The sequence below is a fragment of the Paenibacillus sp. S-38 genome (assembly GCF_049942825.1).
In the GTDB taxonomy this organism is placed as follows: domain Bacteria; phylum Bacillota; class Bacilli; order Paenibacillales; family NBRC-103111; genus Paenibacillus_G.
This window is the reverse complement of the sequence record NZ_CP187970.1, coordinates 308114-330611: the sequence shown is the minus strand read 5'-3', so window position 1 is coordinate 330611 and position 22498 is coordinate 308114. Positions and strand designations below refer to the sequence as shown.

Genomic DNA, 22498 nt, shown 5'->3' with positions numbered 1-22498 from the left:
ATAGGATAAACGATCAGAGAGCCTGGTACGGTAATGGGTTTTCGGTGAGGGTAAATGAAGGAGGGGACAACATGCAGATTCACGTGGTTCAGCCGGGGCAGACGCTGTACCGGCTGTCACAGGCCTATGATGTACCGGTGCAGGAGATTGCAAACGCCAATGACATCCCGGTCGGCAGGTCACTGGTAGTAGGACAGGCACTGGTGATTCCCATTAACGGCCGCTATTACTGGGTCCGCGCCGGGGATACGCTGTCTTCCATTGCGGCCAGGTTCGGTACGACGCCGGCCCGGCTGGCCCAGGTCAACGGGCTCCATGCAGGGCAGCCGTTGGGGGTCGGTCTGCGGCTCTATATCCCGCCGGGCCCCAAGCGGAGGGCGGAGTTCAATGCCTACCTCGAGCCCCGCGGAGGCGAAGTGGCCCCCCGGCTCATCCAAGCGGCCCGGGAAGCCGCCCCTTATCTGACCTACCTGGCACCGTTCTCCTTTCGCATCAACCGCAACGGCACCCTGCAGGCTCCCCCGCTTGATAACCTGAGGGGGGTAGCCCAAGCGCAGGGAGTTACCCTCATGATGGTCGTCACCAATCTGGAGAACGACCAGTTCAGCGCAGAGCTCGGCCGGATCATTCTCACGAACGACGCGCTGCAGAATACGCTGCTCGATAACATCCTGCGGACGGCAAGACAGCTCGGCTTCCGCGACATTCACTTCGATATCGAGCACCTGCGGCCTGAGGACCGGGAAGCGTACAACCGCTTCCTTCGCAAGGCTGCGGCCCGGATCCACGCGCAGGGCTATCTCATGTCCACCGCCCTGGCCCCCAAGACCAGCGCCGCACAGACCGGCGAATGGTATACCGCCCACGATTACAAGGCGCATGGAGAGATCGCCGACTTCGTCGTGATCATGACCTATGAATGGGGCTACAGCGGGGGCCCGGCCATGCCCGTCTCCCCTATCCGCGAAGTACGCCGGGTACTTGAGTACGCACTGACGGAGATGCCCGGCTCCAAGATCATGATGGGCCAGAACCTGTACGGCTACGACTGGACGCTTCCTTTCGTTCCAGGGGGCGCCTATGCCAAGGCAATCAGCCCGCAGGCGGCAATTGAGCTTGCTCACCGGGAGCAGGTGTCCATCGAGTATGATTATACGGCCCAGGCGCCGCATTTCAGCTATTGGGACAATAACCGCAAGCAGCATGTCGTCTGGTTCGAAGACGCGAGGTCGATCCAGGCCAAATTTAACCTCGTCAAGGAACTGGGCCTGCGCGGGGTTAGCTATTGGAAGCTCGGCCTCCCCTTCCCGCAGAACTGGTTGCTCATTCAGGATAACTTTACCGTAGTCAAAAGATAATCGGTGGATCGGGGTGCCGGTCACCGGGCGAGGAAATGAAACGAAGCAGCGCGGCGGCAGCGTCTGCTATCCTGAAGCGCGTAAGCCAGGGGAGGCCGGGGCCGTGCACTGGCGTTCATGCCCGCTCCCCCCTCTGCCGCAGCCCTTGGCCGAAGCGCCAAACGAAGCAGCCGCCAAGCATGGCTTGGCGGCTGCTTCGTTTGTATTCCTGCCCTCTCCCTACGCTTTGGCACGGTCAGCCTCGCCGCGGTAATACGGGTCCCGCTGCAGGAAGAAGTGGAACAGCGCCTCGAAAGCGCCCAGGATGACAACAAGACCGATGAGCTTGGGCACAGTCATCTCCCAGGGAGCAATCCGTGCGGCGGCCCACAGGACCATGGCGGCCAGAACGCCGTCGGCGGCCGTCGCGATCCCATTGCTGCTTCTCGGCAGAAGGAAGCGGTCGCCGAGGAACCACGCCACGACGGAGAGCATCAGGGCGGTGATCAGGGCTCCGAGGAACGATGCGTCCGTCAGCATCATCAGGAACAGGACGACAATGAAGCCGTTGCCCGCCAGCTTGATCAGAAGCTTATCCAGATCCATGCTTCTCACCTCATTTCTCAAGGATGGGAACGATTCTACCGTTCATTAACCGAATCCCGCTCCGCTAAACCGTCCCGGATCAGGCCCTGGCGGGAAGCGCCTTTCTTCGGACTGGTCGCCCGCCCAGTTCCACCCGCCTCCGCGCCAGCCCCGTTTCTCCGAGGCCCTGCACGAGAGCTGCTCCCCCCGACTACCTCCGGTCCTGAGGCTGCTCCTTCTCTACCGCTCCGCCACCCTGGTACCGGGTCTCATCGTCCTTGATCCGCACATGCCGGCGCCTCGCCTCCTCCAGCAGCGTCCTGCCGTTATCCTGCGGCTTGTAGCCGATCAGCTCTTCCAGATAGCCGATATCGTAATAATTGTCCGTATTCGCGGAGGTGCCGTACAAGCTCAGGAAATCGATTTCCGGGCCCGCTTCGATACAGCTTACCGCGAGGGAGATCATATCCCGCTCCGAGATAAAAATATGGGCCGCCCGCTCCGAATGGGGCTGGTCATCCCCCGGGAAGTTCCCGATCCGCAGATTGATGGACGACACGCCATACTTGTCCGCATAATATCGTCCAAGCAGTTCGATGTAGCATTTGCTCAGCCCATAGAAGCTGTCCGGGCGGTAGGGCTCGTCCGGCATGACGTCCTCCCCGACTTCGTAGAACCCGGTCGCGTGGTTCGAGGAGGCGAAGATCACCCGCTTCACCCCGTTCAGCCTGGCCGCCTCATACACATGGTAAGCGCCCGTGACATTCACCGGCAGCACTTTGCCGAGGAAGTCCTCCTCATCCTTCGCCCAAGCAAAATGCAGGATCGTATCCACGCCCTTCGCCAGCTCCTTCAGCCGTTCTCCGTCGGTCACATCGAGCTGCTTGATGCCTGCCGTCTTGTCCTCCTTCAGGTCGGCCGCCACCACCTCATAACCGCCGTGGGCTCTCAGGCCTTCCGCCAGACAGCCGCCGATACTCCCTCCGGCTCCGGTTATCAGCAGCCTTTTGGTGTGTCCCATGTTATCCCTCTCCTCCTCAGTATCCATCCACTTCACTCTTTCCCTAGTGTAAACGCCTTCCCCCTTTATTACCCCCTGATCTTTCCTCCTTACCCGCAGGTGACGTCTGAACGCTTGCCGTTTCCCCCTTATTCCCTGGCCTGGATACAAAAAGAGTGCCGCTCCCGCAGCACCCCGTCTTTTCCTCTCCTGCCCGCATTTTATTCCCCGCTCTGCAGCCGCTTCATGAAGTCCTCCGCCGCACTGTAGCCCTGCTGACGCAGATACCAGTTATTCGCCGCGGCCTCCACCAGACCGGCGACGTCGCGCCCCGGCTGCAGCTGAATTTCAATGTGCGGAATCTTCACATCCATGTATTCCGTGTACTTCGGTTCGAGCTCCAGCTCGTTGTTCAGTGCATTCTCCTGCCACTTTGTCAGCTCGATGTCGAGCACGATCCTTGTCTCATCCTGGAAGGCCTTGCGTCCGTACAGCCTCGAGACATTGATGAGCCCGATGCTGCGCAGCGCCAGGAATTCCTTCGTCTTGCCGTTGTGGGTGCCGATGATCGTCTCCGGCGAGATCTTCTTGAGCACGACGATATCGTCGGCCACCAGGCGGTGCCCCCGTCGGATCAGCGTATGGGCGGTCTCGCTCTTACCGACCCCCGATTTGCCGCGCAGCAGAATGCCGATGCCCGACACGTTGACGCATACCCCGTGGATCGCCGCTTCCTCGGCCAGTTCCTTGGCCAGGTAGATGTCCATCAGCGGCATCACTTTGCTGGTAGCCTCTCCCGTCCGGAGCAGAGGAATGCCCTCCTCCTCACAGTACTTCTTCAGGTATTTGAGCCCTTCCTGTCCTCGCGTTACCACGAAGCAGGGCGGATGATATTTGACCACGTTGCCGATGCGCAGGTTCCTCTCCTCTTCCGTGAGCTTGTGCAAATAGTTGATCTCCTTGCGGCCCAAGATCTGTACATGCGCATGTGAGAAAAAATCATAATAGCCGGCAAACTCGAGTCCCGGCCGGTAAACCCGGGTTTTGGCGATCGTGCGGTGCAGCTGGTCCTGGCCCGCAAGCACCTCGAGTGAGAAACGGTCCACCAGCTGCTGAACGGTTACGGTATTCACTTATCGTTTCCTCCTTGGATCCTGCAGACATGTGCTCCCTAGAACACACTATTCTACACGGAGAGAAGTTTCCCTTCTCGAATAGTTCGGCGTGCGTGTCCGTCATTCCTTAGAAACCGGGAGAATCCCCTATTTTTCGCAAGCTTGTGTCACTTTATTGACAACGCTTACATATACTGTATCACAGAAGGACCCTGATGTCCTTCTACCCAAGGAGGTGCAGATCAATGACTCAACGCAGCTCGCTCGTGGCACTGATCGGCCTGTGGTTCATCATGGCTCCGTGGATTATGGGCTTCGCCGGCAGCAGCGGCGCACTCTGGTCCTCCGTCATCGGAGGCGGTGTCCTGCTCCTGTCCAGTCTGCTTGGCTTCGGCAAACCCGGTTGGAACTCGCTTTTCAACTGGATCTCGCTGCTGTCGGGTGTCTGGCTCATGATCTTCGGCATGGCGTTCCCTTTCCCGCTCCTGCAGGCTTCGCTCTATCTCCTGCTCGGCCTCGCCGCCGTTCTCCTGACCTTCTACAACATGGAAGGCCGGTAACACCGGGGCAGCCGATCTATATTTAGAAGGCATGCCGTATCTCCCCCAAATGCCCAAACCACCGTCCGGAACCCTTCCGGACGGTTTTCGTTTGAATGCCTGCCCTTGTCTCCCCGGGCTCCTTGGAGACTATCCCGCCGCTGCGCGCTACGGAGCATCCCCAGCCGCATCTCTTCCGTCCTCCCACACCGTACGGTTGCGGCCTTCCCGCTTGGCCCGGTACAGCAGCGTATCCGCATGCTGGAACCAGGCCTCCTTGTCCATCCCCGGCTGCAGCCTGCAGAGGCCGATCGAGATCGTGACCGCTCTTCCATCCAGCTCCTGATGAACGGCAGCCGCAAGTGTCGTACGAATCTCCTCGCACAGCCTGTAAGCCTCCTCGGGGGAGCGCGACGGTATCAGGAGCGCGAACTCTTCGCCTCCGTACCGGGCCGCCTTATCGTCCGGACCGATGCGGCTCTGGATCAGGACCGCCGCACGGCGAAGCACGAAGTCCCCCGCCCGGTGTCCGAACGTATCATTGACGCTTTTGAAGTGATCAATGTCCATCACCGCCAGCATAGCCCCGCCTTCTTGGCCCTGCTGTCTCTCCAGGGTGCGGTCCAGGAACCCGTGAAAGGTGATGTGGTTGTACAAGCCTGTGAGCGCATCCACCTTGAGGTCCCGCATCAGGTCGACCCCGCGGTCCATAATCTTCGCCGCAACGTAAGGACTGCCGTAGCCGAGAAGGAGCACGGTGGTCATAACCTCCACCCCCGAGGTCCGTTCGTTCAAGACGGGATTTAGGAGATACATCAGGAGGAAGGAGAGGAGATTCAGCCCGCTGGCCAGATAGACATATTTTTTCTGAAAATAAAACACCGAGACGAGCAGCGGCAGCATATAAATCAGCAGGATGCTGTCCACCACCGCGTGCACCCACACGCCCACTGCAATCAGCAGCTGGCCCGTGAAGATGACAATCAGCGGGCTCGTGGGGCTGATCTTCCGGTATCCCCATTCGCTCAGGACCATGATGGCAAGGAATAGCACCGTAGGCCGTACGATGGACTGTATGATAAACTCCAAGGCCGGCGACTCTGCCAGGAAGAGGTTAGCGGCCTCCCCAGCCGTCATGGAAATGACGAATATCCAATAGGCATTGAGAAGCTTCCGGTTCCAACGCGGCAGGGTATCCTCAGGCGCCTCACTCTTGTTCAATGCCAACACTCCTTCTCCCGCATCTCTGGTGATCAGCTAATCAGCGCCGGTTATTCATTTGTCATGGGAATGTTTCCAACCCACCGAATTGCCGGGAGGTTATCCCTCAGTATGACGTCAGCGTTCCCGGGCGCTCCACCGCATCAATGACGGCGCCAATCAGCGTGTCGGGGGACAAGCCTTCGCGAATCATATACAGTACCGCGCCCTCTTCCACCACAGCGCGGCGGGCGGCCGGTCTTGCCTCCTCCCTGGCCAGTACCAATAAGGGAGCGTATGTATTCAGAAGGTCGAGCCTTTCCCCAGCACTCCCGTCCACCTCAGCCAGTACCACATCGAAGCTTTCTTGAGCGAGCTCAAGAGACGCCTCGCCGAAGGAATGCACATGCACGCACCGTACGCCGAGCGCCTGGGTCAGAATACGTTCGATATAAGAAGCCAGCGCCGTATCCGCGGTCACCAGCAGTACCCTTAGGGCCATCTTCACAGGCTTTGTCATATGCCGCCTCCCTGCTTGCTGTTTTCATCCTGTTTCCTCGAAGTCTCAACCGGCTCCCATGGTCCGTTCAGCGCTTCTCCGATGCATTATATCAAAAAAGTATTAGCCTTTTATTAGATGATCTTGAGATTAGTGTTACGCCGATGGGATTCTGCCATTCATAATTCTGGAGGGAATAGGAAACCGTAAGGAATAAGACCCACCGGAGGAAAGGAGCAGGGCAGATGACAGAGTATAACGAATCGAAGGAAGCCGAAGCGGAGGCCCTCTTTGGCCTGAACCCCCCTGCAGGGGAAAAAGCCGCAACCCCGAATGCCGGGAACAGCCAAGCAGACCAGGGTGCCGCAATGAGCGAAGCATTCGCCGGTTCCAGACAGGGCCAGGGGAACGAGAGTGCCGAAGAAGCGGATGAAGGAACGGACCGCTGGTTCCAGATTTTGCAGAACGCGGCGCTTGCAGGCCGGGCTTCCTTCCCGGATCAGATCGACTATTATGACCCCGAGAATGATGAGTTTGTTTGACCGGCCTTAGCAGGGCCGCAGCCGTATCCAAACCTGCCTGCACGCCTCCCTGTGCAAGGCGGGTTTTTTATTTTGTCATACGCCTTCTTAGGCTTCGTATCGCTCTTATCCCGATCTGCTCAGGTATGATTTATCGCACAGGGGCAGTTCGGGAAGGCTCTTGGGTGTTTTATCCAAATCCGAGCAGGGTAAGGAAGGTCTAGGCAAGACCAACAACCGATAAGGAGTGATTCCCATGGCAGAGAACAATGAGAACAAGATGAGCCGTGAAGAAGCAGGCCGTAAGGGCGGCGAAGCCACGGCAAGGACGCATGACAAGGAGTTCTATCAGGAGATTGGGCGCAAAGGCGGCGAAGCTACCGCGGAGTCCCATGACAAGGAGTTCTACCAGGAGATCGGTGAGAAAGGCGGCGAAGCCCGCGCTCGCCAGCGTCAGAATAATTAACCTGTAGAGACTTACCAGCCTTTAAATCAACACCCCATTAAACCCGAATTTAAGGAGATGATCGAACATGTTGAAAACATTGCGCGTAACCTGCCTGACCGTAGCACTGGCTACTTCTCTGGGAACAGCAGCCCTGGCGTCTGATGGAGCGACAGGTACGACAGGCTCCGGATCGACGGGCTCCAGCACGAGCACGAGCACCGGCACTTTGAACAGCACGGGCTCCGGTACTTCGACTTCTACAGGCACGGACAGCACAACCGGCAGCGGCACCAGTACGATGAGCGGCTCGGACAGCACGTCCGGCGGCATGAATACCAACAGCGGCATCGACGGCACAAGCGACGGCACGTCGAGCGGCGGCACTTCCAACAACCTGAGCGGTACGGGCAGCAGCGGTTATAACCAAACTTCCGCCGCCGATGATGACGGCATGGATTGGGGCTGGCTCGGTCTGCTGGGTCTCGCCGGACTGATGGGTCTGCGCGGCCGGGAGAGAGACCGTGACCACGACACTTACACGACAACAACGACAACCAATGGTTCGGTAACCAGCAGAGAAAAAGCACGCTAAGGACTGGATGTGCAGCGCATCTATCCTAGTTCCCCCCCTTTCGGAAACCGGTTTTCGTATCAGCCGCAGCGGCTGGACAAGCCGGGAAAGCCGGAAGGGGCTTTCTTTGATGTGGAGAGGAACCGCCTGGCCTAGTCACTCATTACCGCCTCCGCTATAGCCAACGATACACGACCTCTCTGTTTCCGCAGGCCGGCCAGTCCCTTACTATATTGGCTCTCAGATAGATCTGAAACTACGAAAAGGACACCCCTTAGGGGTGCCCTCTGCACAAGACTCATTCTATGAATGAAGCTTTTACACATTAACTTGAGCTTCCGTAGCACGCTTGACCAGCGCAACAACATCTGCCGCGGTACGCTGCTGCAGCGCTTCTGCCGCCAGCTTCTTCATCTCCGCCAGCGATAGCTTGGAGATCTGCGAGCGAGCTGGAAGGATTGAGGACGCGCTCATGCTGAACTCGTCGAGTCCAAGACCGATCAGCAGCGGAATCGCCGTAGCGTCGCCTGCCATCTCGCCGCACATCCCGGTCCACTTGCCTTCCTTGTGGGCCGCGTCGATGACCATCTGGACCAGTCGCAGAATCGCCGGATTGTACGGCTGATACAGGTACGATACCCGCTCGTTCATCCGGTCCGCCGCCATTGTATATTGAATGAGGTCGTTGGTGCCGATCGAGAAAAAGTCCACTTCTTTGGCGAACTGGTCCGCCATGACCGCTGTCGAAGGAATTTCCACCATGATCCCGAGCTGGATCTCATCGGACACGGGAATCTGCTCTTCGATAAGCTTCGCTTTCTCTTCGAGCAGGATCGCCTTCGCTTCGCGGAATTCATCCAGCGTAGCGATCATCGGGAACATGATCCGCAGGTTGCCGTATACGCTCGCACGCAGCAGCGCGCGGAGCTGGGTACGGAACAGGTCCTGCTGCTCCAGACACAGACGTACGGCACGGAAGCCGAGGAACGGGTTCATCTCTTTCGGCAGATCGAGATAAGGAAGCTCCTTGTCGCCGCCGATATCGAGCGTCCGCACGACAACCGGCTTGCCTTCCATTTTCTCGAGCACCGTCTTGTAGGCGTTGAACTGCTCCTTCTCCGTAGGCAGCTTGTCGCGGCCCATGTAGAGGAACTCCGTGCGGTACAGACCCACCGCTTCCCCGCCGTTGTCGATCACACCCGCCACGTCATTCGGCGTACCGATGTTCGCCGCAAGCTCCACATGGTGGCCGTCCGACGTTACGGAAGGCTCGCTGCGCAGCTTTGCCCATTCGGCACGCTGGGCTTCGTACTGCGCCTGTTTCTCGCGGTACTCCTCCACCACAGCAGCCTCCGGCTTCACGATCACCTGACCGCTCAGGCCGTCGAGAATGACCAGATCGCCGTCCTGCACGACTTCCAGCACGTTCTTCGTTCCGACGACCGCCGGAATTTCAAGCGAACGGGCCATGATTGCTGAATGCGACGTCCGGCCGCCGATATTGGTGGCGAAGCCCTTAACGAACTGACGGTTGAGCTGCGCCGTGTCGGAAGGCGTGAGATCTTCCGCGATCAGGACGACTTCTTCGTCAATCGCCGCGAGGTTCACGAACTTCACGCCGAGCATGTAGGACTGCACGCGCTTGGTCACATCGCGCATATCGGCCGCACGCTCGCGCAGGTACGCACTCTTCATGTTCTCGAACATGGCGATGAATCCGGCTGCGACCTCCTGCAGGGCCCATTCCGCATTGATACGCTCGCTGCGGATTTTTTCCTTCACCGGATCGATCAGCTCAGGATCACCCAGTACGAGCAGGTGGGATTCGAAAATCTCCGCCTTCTCGTCGCCCAGCTGTACGCGGGTGCGTTCCTTCAGGGCCTCGAGGTCCGCTCTGGATTGCTCCAGAGCGTTCTCGAATTTTTGAATTTCGGCTTCCGGGTCCTTGCCCTCCGCCTTTCGGATATCGAGGTGGGCCGCTTCCAGCCGGAACGCCTTGGCAATGGCGATCCCGGAGGCGGCCGCTATGCCATGAATATTATTCATGCAGGTCCCCCAGCCCTTCTTTAACCATGATGTCTTCCAGTGCCGCCATTACTTCGGCTTCGTCTTCACCGCTTGACAGGAACGTAATCGTGTCGCCAGGCTCCAGACCGAAGGACAGTACACCCAGGATCGACTTCATCGTTACTTTGCGGCCGCCGGATTCAGCGAACACCTCGGATTTGAACTTGTTGGCCGTATTGACCAGAGCTGTTGCCGGACGAGCGTGGATACCGTCTTCACTTGTAATTTTGAATGTTTTTTGCATGATAAGTACCTCCGTATATGGGTTATTGGTTAATCAAGGTCAAGCGCTTCTGCCGAATCTGGAAGCATTGCTTTATTATGAAAAGACAACACCGTACCGCCCGTAGGGACGGCACAGCGTCAATCTCTTACTCCGTATTGGACTTTACGGTTTAGTTTGAAACCGCTGCGTATTATGGCAGCTTGATTGTAATAATGTCCTTCTCGCCGAGGGTCACCGGACCGGTTTTATTCAGCTTCACCGAAGCGCCTTCCGGCAGGTTCGTGAAGATGACCGGGGTGGCTATGGAAGGAGCATTCTCTCGGACGAAGTCGATGTCGACCTCGAGGATCGGTTGGCCGGCCTTCACCGTGTCACCTTGGGCTACCAGGGCCGTGAAGCCTTTGCCCTTCAATTTTACGGTGTTGACCCCAAAGTGGACAAGCAGCTCCTTGCCGCCTTCGGATTGGATACCGATGGCATGCTTGCTCGGGAACACGTTGTAGATCGTTCCGTTCACCGGAGAAGCCACGATGCCGTTCTTCGGCAGGATCGCAAAGCCGTCGCCCGTCATCCGCTGCGAGAACACTTCATCCGGCACCTCGGAGATATCGACCAGCTCGCCGTCAAGCGGTGCAACGATCGGCTCCTCTGTCAATCCGCCGGAGGCATCGGCCGTCTGCACTGTTACAGCCGCCGGCGCAGCCGGCGCAGGCGCTGCAGTGACCGCGCGCCCCTGCATGATGTCGTGAATCTGGCTCTTCAGAATATCCGAGTGGGTCCCGAAGATCGCCTGAATGTTGTTCCCGACCTCAAGAACGCCGGCAGCACCCAGCTGCTTCAGCCGGTCTTTATCGACCTGCTTGGATTCTTTAACCTGAACCCGCAGACGCGTGATGCACGCATCAAGGTTCTCGATGTTGCTTTGACCGCCGAGCGCCGCGAGGACGTTCGATGGCAGCTCATCCGCTGCACCGGCCTTCTTGTCCACACCGGCTTCCGTATCTTCACGGCCCGGAGTCTTCAGGTTGAACTTGCGGATCGCGAAGCGGAACCCGAAGTAGTAGATCACCGCAAGGACTAGACCTACCGGAATGACCAGCCACCAAGCGGTGCGGTTCTGAATTACACCGAACAGCAGGAAGTCGATAACCCCACCGGAGAACGTCATCCCGATTTTAACATTCAGGATCTGCATCACCATGAACGACAGACCCGCGAAGACCGCGTGAATGGCGAACAGGAACGGTGCCACGAACAGGAACGAGAACTCGAGCGGCTCCGTAATCCCTGTCAGGAACGATGTCAGTGCCGCGGAACCCATGATACCGGCAACGTATTTCTTTTGCTCTGGTCTGGCTTCGTGATAGATCGCCAGCGCAGCTGCAGGAAGTCCGAACATCATGAACGGGAATTTACCGACCATGAATGTACCTGCAGTAAGCGTAACGCCGTCTTTCAACTGGGCGAAGAAGATCTTCTGGTCGCCGCGTACGATTTCGCCCGCCTTGTCCACGTACTGTCCGAATTCGAACCAGAACGGCGAGTAGAAAATGTGATGAAGCCCGAATGGAATCAGGGAGCGTTCGATAAGGCCGAAGAAGAAGGCCGCGAGCGTCGGATTCGCATCCAGCATGTTATGCGAGAAGTGATTGAGGCCGCTCTGAATCGGAGGCCAGATGAAGATCATCAGGATCCCGAGTACCAGCGACGAGACGGCTGTAATGATCGGAACGAACCGCTTGCCCGCGAAGAAGCCGAGATACGAAGGCAGCTGGATTTTGAAGAACCGGTTGTACATCGATGCGGCCAGGATCCCGATGATAACCCCGCCGAAGACGCCGGTCTGCAGGGTATTGATCCCGAGCACGTTAGCATACGACATATCCGTTTTGACCATCTCCGGGGTCACGCCTTTGAAGACCCCCATGGTGACGTTCATAATCAAAAATCCGATGATCGCCGCGATCCCCGCGACGCCATCTCCGCCGGCCAAACCTACGGCTACACCGACGGCAAACAGAAGCGCCAGGTTGGAGAATACGATGTTCCCCGCCTGCTCCATCACCGTAGCAATGAGCTGTACCCATCCGGCATTCAGTGCCGGCATCAGCTCGAGCAGCGATGCGTTGTGAAGCACATTCCCGAGTGCAAGCAGAATCCCTGCTGCAGGCAGGATGGCCACCGGAAGCATCAGCGCTTTGCCGACCTTCTGCAGCACGCCGAACAATTGCTTGAACATGAGCCTTCCTCTCCTTTTATCCTTCATTTACCCTTGGATTCAGCAAACGAAAAAAGGCATGCGCAAACAAGGTGTAATGAAAGTCCTAAGGGTAGGTTAACCCAAATAGGCCAAATCATTAACATTCCTTGCTTACTCATGCCTGATCGAATCAGTAACACGAAACTATTCCGTTGTTTGATGAACCAAAAGGCTCTGTACACGAGAGATTATAGCACGCTCCCGAATGGAGCACAATCCCTCTTCACAAATTCGACCACTTTTGCTCTAAGCCCCATCACTCGGAAGCATCCGCTGCAGGTGGATCGTCAAATAAATGGCTTCCGCCTCATAGACAGGCTGCTGCATGCGCTGCTGGATTACCTTCATCAGCGTCCATGCAAACGAATACATCTCCGGGTATTCATTCTTGATAATCTCCGCAATCTTCGTAGGCTCTTCTACCCTCTCGCCACGCCGGATCCTCTCAAGCGCTACCATCAAATGACGCAGCAGTCGCGCATAATCCAGACTGTCCTTCTTGATCTTGATCTCCAGCTTGCGCTCAATGAGATCAATAAGATCGGTAACAAGCCGTGAATGCTCCTTGACCTCCAGAACGTGCCGGTTCGTGATAGCGCTGTAAATATGAAGCGCTACAAAGCCCACTTCATCTTCCGGCAGCTGTACAAGCAAGCGGCGGTTGATCTCATCAATGGCGTGCTGCGCGAGCAGGTATTCCCGCGGATAGAGCTCCCGGGTCTCATACTGAAACGGATTGTGAATCGGGATCTGCTGCCGGTACCGTTTGATGGCGAAGGCAATATGATCCGTAAGTGCAATATGAATCTGTTCATTGAGCGGAGCTCCGGCATGCTGCGATATATAAAAAATGACGTCGTTCATGACCTCAATCAGCTTCTCATCGACCTGATGCATCAAGAGCTTATACTGCTCCTTCGCTTTCTCATTGGTCAGGATGAACATCTTCTCGATGCTGTCCAGAGCGATGGCGTCGCCCTGCTTCCGGCTGAAGCCGATGCCTTTACCGATCACCACCGTCTCGCCGTATTCCGGGTGGACCGCAATGATGACGTTGTTGTTCAATACTTTGCGTACCTGAAGGCTTTCCACGCCAGCACCTCTCAAACTCCCTAATTCGCTAAGGATACCAAAAAAGCGGGGGTTGTACAAGACGCTTCTTGCAGCTCCTGCATCAGCCTTGCATGGCCCTAATCAATAGCGCTTCAACTGCCCACTCCGCCCTGGGTTTGCAGGCCCTGAGCAGCCAAATTGAATCCTGCAGCCCGCCAGGCCTCCCAACATTATATCCGGCCTCTGCTGCCGCCCCATAGAATGCCTGCATTATAGTACTACGATGCCCGGAAATGAAAAAAGAGCCCTATGGGCCCTTCTTTCCGTACCTAGTCGTTATTTCTTGTATGCGGTTGAGAGGACTCGAACCTCCACGGGCGTAAGCCCACTACCCCCTCAAGATAGCGTGTCTGCCATTCCACCACAACCGCTCAGTTACGCGGCCAACGGCCGCGGGCTTGGATACTGCCAACGGAGAGAGAGGGATTCGAACCCTCGAGACGCTTGTGACGCCTACACGATTTCCAATCGTGCTCCTTCGGCCAGCTCGGACACCTCTCCATAAGATCCCCGCCACAGGGATCGGACCCGGTACTGGTCTGGTGCCGTCGAGAGGAATCGAACCTCCGACCTACGCATTACGAGTGCGTTGCTCTACCGCTGAGCTACGACGGCATGGTTGGTGATCGCTGACGGGATCGAACCGCCGACCCTTACCCTGTCAAGGTAATGCTCTCCCAGCTGAGCTAAGCGATCATATGATTAAGAAGAAACCGGAGAGAGAGGGATTCGAACCCTCGCACCACTTGCGCAGTCTAACCCCTTAGCAGAGGGTCCCCTTGAGCCACTTGGGTATCTCTCCATACGACATAAAGCAATTCTGGCAGAGAGGGTGGGATTCGAACCCACGAGACGCTCACACGCCTACACGATTTCGAGTCGTGCTCCTTCGACCACTCGGACACCTCTCCACAAAAGCTTCCAACCGGGATCGAACCGGTGACCTCATCCTTACCATGGATGCACTCTACCTACTGAGCTATGGAAGCATGTTGGTGGAGCCAAGCGGGATCGAACCGCTGACCTCCTGCTTGCAAGGCAGGCGCTCTCCCAGCTGAGCTATGGCCCCGTGCTACAGAACTTATTATACATCAACTTTCTCCGAAAAAGAAACCTAAAGCTCTTTCCTCCGATGGCAGCTAAAGCCTTGGCTGCCTGACCCAGAGAGCGACACAGTTGCGGCAATTTCATAAACAAAAGAGCCCGCGATGGGCTCCCTGCTTTATCGGGATGACACGATTTGAACATGCGACCCCCTGGTCCCAAACCAGGTGCTCTACCAAGCTGAGCTACATCCCGTCAAGCGTTCCCTGAGAGATTCGAACTCCCGACCTTTTGATTCGTAGTCAAACGCTCTATCCAGCTGAGCTAAGGGAACACAGATCTATAAAAAAGGCGCTGCCCGGAGTCGAACACGGGGATAGGGCTTTTGCAGAGCCCTGCCTTACCACTTGGCTACAGCGCCGAATTTTATAATTGGAGCGGAAGACGGGAATCGAACCCGCGACCCTCGCCTTGGCAAGGCGATGCTCTACCGCTGAGCCACTTCCGCAGGTGTTGGTGCGGTCGAGAGGACTCGAACCTCCACGGCTGTTACACCACTAGAACCTGAATCTAGCGCGTCTGCCAATTCCGCCACGACCGCATACCTGAAAGTGAGCCATGTAGGACTCGAACCTACGACACCCTGATTAAAAGTCAGGTGCTCTACCGACTGAGCTAATGGCTCTTAGGGAAAAGAAAGTGGCTCGGGACGGAATCGAACCGCCGACACGAGGATTTTCAGTCCTCTGCTCTACCGACTGAGCTACCGAGCCTTACTACAAGGGATACAAATGGCGGAGCCGACGGGATTCGAACCCGCGGTCTCCTGCGTGACAGGCAGGCATGTTAGGCCTCTACACCACGGCTCCAAGCCAAAGGTAAAACGTTATGGTGGAGGCTGACGGGATCGAACCGCCGACCCTCTGCTTGTAAGGCAGATGCTCTCCCAGCTGAGCTAAGCCTCCATATGGCTCCCCGAACAGGACTCGAACCTGTGACAACTCGATTAACAGTCGAGTGCTCTACCAACTGAGCTATCAGGGAATATTGCAATGAAAAGAAGTGGTGGAGGCTGATGGATTCGAACCACCGAACTCGATGAGAGCAGATTTACAGTCTGCCGTGTTTAGCCACTTCACTAAGCCTCCATGGAAACATGACCCGTAGGGGATTCGAACCCCTGTTACCTCCGTGAAAGGGAGGTGTCTTAACCCCTTGACCAACGGGCCATACTAAAGTAAATCATGGTGGAGCCAAGCGGGATCGAACCGCTGACCTCCTGCTTGCAAGGCAGGCGCTCTCCCAGCTGAGCTATGGCCCCATGCGTTTATAAAGTTATATGGTGGGCCCTAGTGGACTCGAACCACCGACCTCACCCTTATCAGGGGTGCGCTCTAACCAGCTGAGCTAAGGGCCCTTATGAATTAGCCGCATGAAAAAGCCCACCCATAGGCGGGCTTACAATGGCTGCTTGGCGACGTTCTACTCTCCCAGGACCCTGCGGTCCAAGTACCATCGACGCTGGAAGGCTTAACGTTCGTGTTCGGGATGGGTACGCGTGGTTCCCTTCCGCCATCATCACCAAACGATTATTCAAGGCTTGTACCTTGAAAACTGGATATACATTCGGGTATATCATTTTGCGTTCCGTTGTGCTTCGCACAAAGGTCACTACCAAAATGATATATCCTCACTCGCTAGCTTAAGACTAACATCTACATTACTGCTGCCGCTTCCTTGCGGAAGCTAGTGGATAAGCCCTCGACCGATTAGTATTCGTCAGCTCCACACGTTGCCGCGCTTCCACCCCGAACCTATCAACCTCGTCGTCTACAAGGGGTCTTACTAATTGGGAAATCTCATCTTGAGGGGGGCTTCACGCTTAGATGCTTTCAGCGCTTATCCCGTCCGTACTTGGCTATCCAGCCGTGCTCCTGGCGGAACAACTGGTACACCAGCGGTACGTCCATCCCGGTCCTCTCGTACTAAGGACAGCTCCTCTCAAATTTCCTGCGCCCGCGACAGATAGGGACCGAACTGTCTCACGACGTTCTGAACCCAGCTCGCGTACCGCTTTAATGGGCGAACAGCCCAACCCTTGGGACCTACTTCAGCCCCAGGATGCGATGAGCCGACATCGAGGTGCCAAACCTCCCCGTCGATGTGGACTCTTGGGGGAGATAAGCCTGTTATCCCCAGGGTAGCTTTTATCCGTTGAGCGATGGCCCTTCCATTCGGTACCACCGGATCACTAAGCCCGACTTTCGTCCCTGCTCGACCTGTTTGTCTCGCAGTCAAGCTCCCTTATGCCTTTGCACTCTTCGAATGATTTCCAACCATTCTGAGGGAACCTTGGGGCGCCTCCGTTACGCTTTAGGAGGCGACCGCCCCAGTCAAACTGCCCACCTGACACTGTCCCCGCACCGGATCACGGTACCAGGTTAGAACTCCGATACGATCAGGGTGGTATCCCAACGGCGCCTCCACCCAAGCTGGCGCTCAGGCTTCTCAGGCTCCCACCTATCCTGTACAGATCGTACCAAAGTCCAATATCAAGCTGCAGTAAAGCTCCATGGGGTCTTTCCGTCTTGTCGCGGGTAACCTGCATCTTCACAGGTATTAAAATTTCACCGGATCTCTCGTCGAGACAGCGCCCAAGTCGTTACGCCATTCGTGCGGGTCAGAATTTACCTGACAAGGAATTTCGCTACCTTAGGACCGTTATAGTTACGGCCGCCGTTTACTGGGGCTTCGGTTCACAGCTTCGGGTTACCCCTAACCGCTCCCCTTAACCTTCCAGCACCGGGCAGGCGTCAGCCCGTATACTTCGCCTTGCGGCTTCGCACAGACCTGTGTTTTTGCTAAACAGTCGCTTGGGCCTTTTCACTGCGGCCCCCTCGGGCTATTCACCCTACCGAGGCACCCCTTCTCCCGAAGTTACGGGGTCATTTTGCCGAGTTCCTTAACGAGAGTTCTTCCGCGCGCCTTAGCATGCTCTGCTCGCCTACCTGTGTCGGTTTGCGGTACGGGCACCTTCTCCCTGGCTAGAGGCTTTTCTTGGCAGCCTGAACTCATGACCTTCGGTACTTAAGTTTCCCTCCCCATCACAGCTCAGCCTTACGATGTGCGGATTTGCCTGCACATCAGCCTCACTGCTTGGACGAGCATCCATCAGCTCGCGTCACTATCCTTCTGCGTCACCCCATTGCTCATAACGGTTCACGGTGGTACAGGAATTTCAACCTGTTGTCCTTCGACTACGCCTTTCGGCCTCGCCTTAGGTCCCGACTTACCCTGAGCGGACGAGCCTTCCTCAGGAACCCTTAGGCTTTCGGCGGATCAGATTCTCACTGATCTTTTCGTTACTCATACCGGCATTCTCACTTGTATGCAGTCCAGCTGTCCTCACGATCAACCTTCAACCCGCATACAACGCTCCCCTACCCCAGGATATCATAGATATCTAGTCATAGCTTCGGTGGTGTGTTTAGCCCCGTTACATTTTCGGCGCAGAGTCACTCGACCAGTGAGCTATTACGCACTCTTTCAATGGTGGCTGCTTCTAAGCCAACATCCTGGTTGTCTGTGCAACTCCACATCCTTTCCCACTTAACACACACTTGGGGACCTTAGCTGATGATCTGGGCTGTTTCCCTCTTGACAATGGATCTTAGCACTCACTGTCTGACTCCCGGGCATCACGTTTGCGGCATTCAGAGTTTGACTGGACTTGGTAACCCTTGGCGGGCCCCGCACCCAATCAGTGCTTTACCTCCGCAACGCTAACCCGAGGCTAGCCCTAAAGCTATTTCGGGGAGAACCAGCTATCTCCGAGTTCGATTGGAATTTCTCCGCTACCCCCACCTCATCCCCGAATTTTTCAACATTCGTGGGTTCGGGCCTCCAGTGCGTGTTACCGCACCTTCACCCTGGACAGGGGTAGATCACACGGTTTCGGGTCTACGTCCACGTACTCATTCGCCCTATTCAGACTCGCTTTCGCTGCGGCTGCGGCTTCTCACCTTAACCTCGCACGGGAACGTAACTCGCCGGTTCATTCTACAAAAGGCACGCCATCACCCATGAACGGGCTCTGACTTCTTGTAAGCACACGGTTTCAGGTTCTTTTTCACTCCGCTCCCGCGGTTCTTTTCACCTTTCCCTCACGGTACTGCTTCACTATCGGTCACCAGGGAGTATTTAGCCTTGGCAGATGGTCCTGCCGGTTTCCCACGAGGTTTCACGTGTCTCGCGGTACTCAGGATCCGTCTAGGGTGTTCGCAGAATTTCGGTTACGGGGCTTTTACCCACTCTGGCCGGCCTTTCCAGACCTGTTCGCCTACTCTGCTCTACCCACATTGACGTCCTACAACCCCAAGGAGCAAGCTCCTTGGTTTGGGCTTATCCGCTTTCGCTCGCCGCTACTGACGGAATCACTATTGTTTTCTTTTCCTGAGGGTACTTAGATGTTTCAGTTCCCCTCGTCTGCCTCCGATGCAGCTATGTATTCACTGCATGGTACATGCGAATTACCACATGTGGGTTTCCCCATTCGGACATCCCCGGATCAAAGCCTGCTTACGGCTCCCCGAGGCGTTATCGTTGTTCGCCACGTCCTTCTTCGGCTCCTGGTGCCTAGGCATCCTCCGTGTGCTCTTAATAGCTTAACCAAGTCGCTCGATGATTTTATTTTGCGTTCCGTTGAGCTTCGCTCAAAGGTCTCTACCAAAATAAAACATCTCGCTAGGCAGCTAATAAAAAACATTAGATTACTTCAGCTAGTTTGTTTCGTATATCCAGTTTTCAAGGAACAAACATTGAGTTTGAAAGGCATTGCACCTTTCAAAACTGAACACGAGTGAGTGTCCCGCTTACGCGGCTTTTGCAGCTTGCGCTGCCGATTTGATCCGGCCATCTTCATGGCCATGATCTCCATAGAAAGGAGGTGATCCAGCCGCACCTTCCGATACGGCTACCTTGTTACGACTTCACCCCAATCATCTACCCCACCTTCGACGGCTGGCCCCCTTGCGGGTTACCCCACCGGCTTCGGGTGTTGTAAACTCTCGTGGTGTGACGGGCGGTGTGTACAAGACCCGGGAACGTATTCACCGCGGCATGCTGATCCGCGATTACTAGCAATTCCGACTTCATGCAGGCGAGTTGCAGCCTGCAATCCGAACTGAGACCGGCTTCTAAGGATTCGCTCCATCTCGCGACTTCGCTTCCCGTTGTACCGGCCATTGTAGTACGTGTGTAGCCCAGGTCATAAGGGGCATGATGATTTGACGTCATCCCCACCTTCCTCCGGTTTGTCACCGGCAGTCACTCTAGAGTGCCCAACTTAATGCTGGCAACTAAAGTCAAGGGTTGCGCTCGTTGCGGGACTTAACCCAACATCTCACGACACGAGCTGACGACAACCATGCACCACCTGTCTCCTCTGTCCCGAAGGAGGACCCTATCTCTAGGGCTTTCAGAGGGATGTCAAGACCTGGTAAGGTTCTTCGCGTTGCTTCGAATTAAACCACATACTCCACTGCTTGTGCGGGTCCCCGTCAATTCCTTTGAGTTTCACTCTTGCGAGCGTACTCCCCAGGCGGAGTGCTTATTGTGTTTACTTCGGCACCAAGGGTATCGAAACCCCTAACACCTAGCACTCATCGTTTACGGCGTGGACTACCAGGGTATCTAATCCTGTTTGCTCCCCACGCTTTCGCGCCTCAGCGTCAGTTACAGTCCAGAAAGCCGCCTTCGCCACTGGTGTTCCTCCACATCTCTACGCATTTCACCGCTACACGTGGAATTCCGCTTTCCTCTCCTGCACTCAAGTCTTCCAGTTTCCGGTGCGAACCGGGGTTGAGCCCCGGGCTTAAACACCAGACTTAAAAAACCGCCTGCGCGCGCTTTACGCCCAATAATTCCGGACAACGCTTGCCCCCTACGTATTACCGCGGCTGCTGGCACGTAGTTAGCCGGGGCTTTCTTCTCAGGTACCGTCATTCGCAGAGCAGTTACTCTCCACGACATTCTTCCCTGGCAACAGAGCTTTACGATCCGAAAACCTTCATCACTCACGCGGCGTTGCTCCGTCAGGCTTGCGCCCATTGCGGAAGATTCCCTACTGCTGCCTCCCGTAGGAGTCTGGGCCGTGTCTCAGTCCCAGTGTGGCCGATCACCCTCTCAGGTCGGCTACGCATCGTCGCCTTGGTGGGCCATTACCCCCCCAACTAGCTAATGCGCCGCAGGCCCATCCGTAAGCCACAGGTTGCCCCGTGTTTCATGATTCCGGCATGCACCGAAACCAGCTATCCGGTCTTAGCTACCGTTTCCGGTAGTTATCCCGATCTTACAGGCAGGTTGCCTACGTGTTACTCACCCGTCCGCCGCTAAGCACCGAAGTGCTCCGCTCGACTTGCATGTATTAGGCACGCCGCCAGCGTTCGTCCTGAGCCAGGATCAAACTCTCCAATATACCCCAAAAAGTGAAGAACAGCTCTGAAGCTTATTCCGATTACTTTCCGGGGGCCCCATACGGGATTGAAAAAGCTGATGACTCATTTTGAAGCTTGGCAGAAACTCATCGCTGAGTCTCTATATTAACACTCACTCGTTGTTCAGTTTTCAAAGGGCAATTCGTTCAATTACGTCCGCCTGTTTCAGCGGCGAGAATCAATGTAGCACATTTCTTCTCATCGTGCAACTACTAATGTTCTCCAATCTAAGGATGACCCGAAAGACCAGCACTAGAAGCATTACGGTCGGCTTTATTTACCCATAGGCTTTTTTGCCGCGAGAAGTAATCTATCATAATCTCACGAATAATTCAAGAGTTAATTTCACTTGGTTTTACTATAATCGATTACTATAATCGATCAAGCAAAACCACTCTCTACATTCGTTCGCTAGATGACCCGGTTCTTCCCGGGAGACGTAATGTACCACGATTGCGTGACATGTGCAAGTATGAAATTTGTACCAAGGGAGTCCCCTTGCAGCTCCTGCTAAATCAAGGATGGTTTCATCATCTTTTCATAAAGAGACGCTACAATCAGGGTAACTTCGCTTTGAAAGGAGAAAGATAAGAATGATCTATTTGGAGAAAGCACGCTGGCTGCTGTTCGTCTTCTTTTGCCGTTGTTCTGATCCTCAAACAAAACACACCCAGCAATAAGGCCGGGTGTGCAATATCTCAGCGTTAATCGATACGAGCTCCATAGGCCCGTGCCAGAGCAACAGCCTGGCTCAAATCCATACGGGCACCCTTCACATCCACCGATCTGAAGTCTACGCCATCCATCTTTGCACCTCTCAGGTCCGAACCCGACAGCCGGGCACGCGCCAGCAGAGCACGGGTCAGATCCGCTTCCCGCAGGTCCGCCTTCTCCAGATTACACTCCGACAAATCGGCCTCCACCAATCTCAAATGCCGGAGATCCTGTTTGCCGAGGTTCGTTTGACGAAGGTTCGTGTAGGACCAGTCCCCCTGCTCAATCGTAATGCCGTCAAGCTGGGCTTTCGCGAAATCGGAACCGACCATTTTACATTCCTTAAACTTACTGACAAACAAATTGGCTCCACCAAATCTGCAGTTGGTAAACGCAGACCGTTCATGCAGTGATGCATTAAAGGTGGCGCCAGTAAAATCACACTCTACGAATTGACAGCCGGTCGTTGCGATCTCATCGAGCTGGGCCCCGCGAAACCGGCAGCGGGTGAAAGTACACCCTCTCAGCTCGCCTTCACGCAGATCCCGCTGGCTGAAATCTACCTCCGTATACTCCTGGTCTATATATTGAAACATGGTGTGATCCTCGCTTTGCTACCGATTAGAGACCTGCCGCAGCAGAAAAGACCGGCCATTCTATAAGTATAAAACGAATAGGCTTTTGAAGCCAATACAGCCTCTCGCCTAATTAAGAAGACACCCCTATCACATGCTTGCATGATGAAACCAGCAGTAAAAAATCCCC

15 protein-coding genes, 22 tRNA genes and 3 rRNA genes are annotated in these 22498 nt (G+C 55.7%); 5 read left to right on the top strand and 35 right to left on the bottom strand.

The features are described from left to right. The first annotated feature begins 71 nt into the window (after nucleotides 1–71). A complete protein-coding gene (locus tag ACP26L_RS01715) occupies nucleotides 72–1358 on the top strand; it encodes a glycosyl hydrolase family 18 protein (protein WP_426450740.1) in 1287 nt (428 codons plus the stop codon). Between the two features lie 219 nt (nucleotides 1359–1577). Here ACP26L_RS01715 and ACP26L_RS01710 read toward each other — a convergent pair whose 3' ends face one another. From ACP26L_RS01710 to hprK, 3 genes are all read right to left on the bottom strand, one after another. After that, nucleotides 1578–1943, bottom strand: a complete 366-nt coding sequence (locus ACP26L_RS01710; protein ID WP_426450739.1) for a DUF2512 family protein — start codon at nucleotides 1941–1943, stop codon at nucleotides 1578–1580. Between the two features lie 190 nt (nucleotides 1944–2133). Beyond that, entirely contained in the window at nucleotides 2134–2943 is an 810-nt protein-coding gene (locus tag ACP26L_RS01705; protein WP_426450737.1) for an NAD-dependent epimerase/dehydratase family protein, read from the bottom strand. A gap of 200 nt (nucleotides 2944–3143) precedes the next feature. Then, nucleotides 3144–4055 carry an HPr(Ser) kinase/phosphatase gene (gene hprK, locus ACP26L_RS01700; protein WP_426450736.1) on the bottom strand — a complete coding sequence of 304 codons (912 nt, stop codon included), beginning with the start codon at nucleotides 4053–4055 and terminating at the stop codon, nucleotides 3144–3146. 227 nt (nucleotides 4056–4282) lie between these two features. Between hprK and ACP26L_RS01695 the strand changes: the two genes are divergently transcribed. Beyond that, on the top strand, nucleotides 4283–4597 hold the full coding sequence (locus ACP26L_RS01695; protein WP_426450735.1) for an SPW repeat protein: 315 nt from the start codon (nucleotides 4283–4285) through the stop codon (nucleotides 4595–4597). 147 nt (nucleotides 4598–4744) lie between these two features. On the opposite strand, the gene ACP26L_RS01690 is transcribed toward ACP26L_RS01695, so the two are convergent. Continuing rightward, the gene (locus ACP26L_RS01690; RefSeq protein WP_426450734.1) at nucleotides 4745–5806 is read right to left on the bottom strand and encodes a GGDEF domain-containing protein; all 1062 of its coding nucleotides are present in this window, start codon (nucleotides 5804–5806) and stop codon (nucleotides 4745–4747) included. 97 nt (nucleotides 5807–5903) lie between these two features. Next, nucleotides 5904–6296 (bottom strand): hypothetical protein, encoded by a 393-nt coding sequence (locus tag ACP26L_RS01685; RefSeq protein ID WP_426450733.1) that lies wholly within the window; start codon nucleotides 6294–6296, stop codon nucleotides 5904–5906. 224 nt (nucleotides 6297–6520) lie between these two features. Between ACP26L_RS01685 and ACP26L_RS01680 the strand changes: the two genes are divergently transcribed. From ACP26L_RS01680 to ACP26L_RS01670, 3 genes are all read left to right on the top strand, one after another. Then, nucleotides 6521–6817 (top strand): hypothetical protein, encoded by a 297-nt coding sequence (locus ACP26L_RS01680; protein WP_426450731.1) that lies wholly within the window; start codon nucleotides 6521–6523, stop codon nucleotides 6815–6817. 235 nt (nucleotides 6818–7052) lie between these two features. After that, nucleotides 7053–7262, top strand: coding sequence for a KGG domain-containing protein (locus ACP26L_RS01675; RefSeq protein ID WP_426450730.1), 210 nt, complete (start codon nucleotides 7053–7055; stop codon nucleotides 7260–7262). Nucleotides 7263–7329: 67 nt separating this feature from the next. Continuing rightward, on the top strand, nucleotides 7330–7836 hold the full coding sequence (locus ACP26L_RS01670; RefSeq protein ID WP_426450728.1) for a WGxxGxxG family protein: 507 nt from the start codon (nucleotides 7330–7332) through the stop codon (nucleotides 7834–7836). A 297-nt stretch (nucleotides 7837–8133) separates the two neighbouring features. Here ACP26L_RS01670 and ptsP read toward each other — a convergent pair whose 3' ends face one another. From ptsP to ACP26L_RS01520, 30 genes are all read right to left on the bottom strand, one after another. Further along, the gene (gene ptsP / locus ACP26L_RS01665) at nucleotides 8134–9861 is read right to left on the bottom strand and encodes a phosphoenolpyruvate--protein phosphotransferase (protein WP_426450727.1); all 1728 of its coding nucleotides are present in this window, start codon (nucleotides 9859–9861) and stop codon (nucleotides 8134–8136) included. Further along, nucleotides 9854–10126, bottom strand: a complete 273-nt coding sequence (locus ACP26L_RS01660; RefSeq protein WP_426450725.1) for an HPr family phosphocarrier protein — start codon at nucleotides 10124–10126, stop codon at nucleotides 9854–9856. The genes ptsP and ACP26L_RS01660 overlap by 8 nt, the downstream gene beginning before the upstream one ends. Nucleotides 10127–10298: 172 nt before the next feature. Next, nucleotides 10299–12347 (bottom strand): glucose-specific PTS transporter subunit IIBC, encoded by a 2049-nt coding sequence (ptsG, locus tag ACP26L_RS01655; protein ID WP_426450724.1) that lies wholly within the window; start codon nucleotides 12345–12347, stop codon nucleotides 10299–10301. A 267-nt stretch (nucleotides 12348–12614) separates the two neighbouring features. Continuing rightward, nucleotides 12615–13460 (bottom strand): glucose PTS transporter transcription antiterminator GlcT, encoded by an 846-nt coding sequence (glcT, locus tag ACP26L_RS01650; RefSeq protein ID WP_426450723.1) that lies wholly within the window; start codon nucleotides 13458–13460, stop codon nucleotides 12615–12617. Nucleotides 13461–13769: 309 nt separating this feature from the next. Next, a tRNA-Leu gene (locus ACP26L_RS01645) sits at nucleotides 13770–13852 on the bottom strand. Nucleotides 13853–13893: 41 nt separating this feature from the next. Continuing rightward, nucleotides 13894–13982 (bottom strand) — tRNA-Ser (locus tag ACP26L_RS01640). Nucleotides 13983–14021: 39 nt separating this feature from the next. Beyond that, nucleotides 14022–14096, bottom strand: a tRNA-Thr gene (locus ACP26L_RS01635). A gap of 5 nt (nucleotides 14097–14101) precedes the next feature. Further along, nucleotides 14102–14177 (bottom strand) — tRNA-Val (locus ACP26L_RS01630). 18 nt (nucleotides 14178–14195) lie between these two features. Further along, nucleotides 14196–14283, bottom strand: a tRNA-Ser gene (locus ACP26L_RS01625). 19 nt (nucleotides 14284–14302) lie between these two features. Continuing rightward, nucleotides 14303–14392, bottom strand: a tRNA-Ser gene (locus ACP26L_RS01620). Between the two features lie 5 nt (nucleotides 14393–14397). Then, nucleotides 14398–14470 (bottom strand) — tRNA-Thr (locus ACP26L_RS01615). A 4-nt stretch (nucleotides 14471–14474) separates the two neighbouring features. Further along, nucleotides 14475–14550, bottom strand: a tRNA-Ala gene (locus tag ACP26L_RS01610). 156 nt (nucleotides 14551–14706) lie between these two features. Next, nucleotides 14707–14780: transfer RNA gene (locus ACP26L_RS01605), tRNA-Pro, on the bottom strand. Nucleotides 14781–14785: 5 nt separating this feature from the next. Beyond that, nucleotides 14786–14859: transfer RNA gene (locus ACP26L_RS01600), tRNA-Arg, on the bottom strand. Nucleotides 14860–14874: 15 nt separating this feature from the next. Then, a tRNA-Cys gene (locus tag ACP26L_RS01595) sits at nucleotides 14875–14946 on the bottom strand. Between the two features lie 12 nt (nucleotides 14947–14958). Then, nucleotides 14959–15033 (bottom strand) — tRNA-Gly (locus ACP26L_RS01590). Nucleotides 15034–15039: 6 nt separating this feature from the next. Continuing rightward, a tRNA-Leu gene (locus ACP26L_RS01585) sits at nucleotides 15040–15126 on the bottom strand. An 11-nt stretch (nucleotides 15127–15137) separates the two neighbouring features. Next, nucleotides 15138–15210: transfer RNA gene (locus tag ACP26L_RS01580), tRNA-Lys, on the bottom strand. A gap of 15 nt (nucleotides 15211–15225) precedes the next feature. Further along, a tRNA-Phe gene (locus ACP26L_RS01575) sits at nucleotides 15226–15298 on the bottom strand. A gap of 19 nt (nucleotides 15299–15317) precedes the next feature. Beyond that, a tRNA-Asp gene (locus ACP26L_RS01570) sits at nucleotides 15318–15394 on the bottom strand. A 20-nt stretch (nucleotides 15395–15414) separates the two neighbouring features. Next, nucleotides 15415–15490: transfer RNA gene (locus tag ACP26L_RS01565), tRNA-Val, on the bottom strand. A gap of 3 nt (nucleotides 15491–15493) precedes the next feature. Further along, nucleotides 15494–15569, bottom strand: a tRNA-Asn gene (locus tag ACP26L_RS01560). Nucleotides 15570–15588: 19 nt separating this feature from the next. Beyond that, nucleotides 15589–15673: transfer RNA gene (locus tag ACP26L_RS01555), tRNA-Tyr, on the bottom strand. A gap of 9 nt (nucleotides 15674–15682) precedes the next feature. Then, a tRNA-Glu gene (locus ACP26L_RS01550) sits at nucleotides 15683–15754 on the bottom strand. Between the two features lie 16 nt (nucleotides 15755–15770). Further along, nucleotides 15771–15846, bottom strand: a tRNA-Ala gene (locus tag ACP26L_RS01545). 19 nt (nucleotides 15847–15865) lie between these two features. Then, nucleotides 15866–15942, bottom strand: a tRNA-Ile gene (locus tag ACP26L_RS01540). Nucleotides 15943–15994: 52 nt separating this feature from the next. Then, nucleotides 15995–16111: ribosomal RNA gene (rrf, locus tag ACP26L_RS01535) — 5S ribosomal RNA — on the bottom strand. 163 nt (nucleotides 16112–16274) lie between these two features. Next, a 23S ribosomal RNA gene (locus ACP26L_RS01530) occupies nucleotides 16275–19195 on the bottom strand. A 268-nt stretch (nucleotides 19196–19463) separates the two neighbouring features. After that, nucleotides 19464–21000 (bottom strand): 16S ribosomal RNA (locus tag ACP26L_RS01525). Together the 16S, 23S and 5S rRNA genes with 22 tRNA genes alongside form the textbook arrangement of a ribosomal RNA operon. A 723-nt stretch (nucleotides 21001–21723) precedes the next feature. Beyond that, complete coding sequence (locus ACP26L_RS01520; RefSeq protein ID WP_426450722.1) at nucleotides 21724–22329, bottom strand: pentapeptide repeat-containing protein; 606 nt, start codon at nucleotides 22327–22329, stop codon at nucleotides 21724–21726. Between the last annotated feature and the right edge of the window lie 169 nt (nucleotides 22330–22498).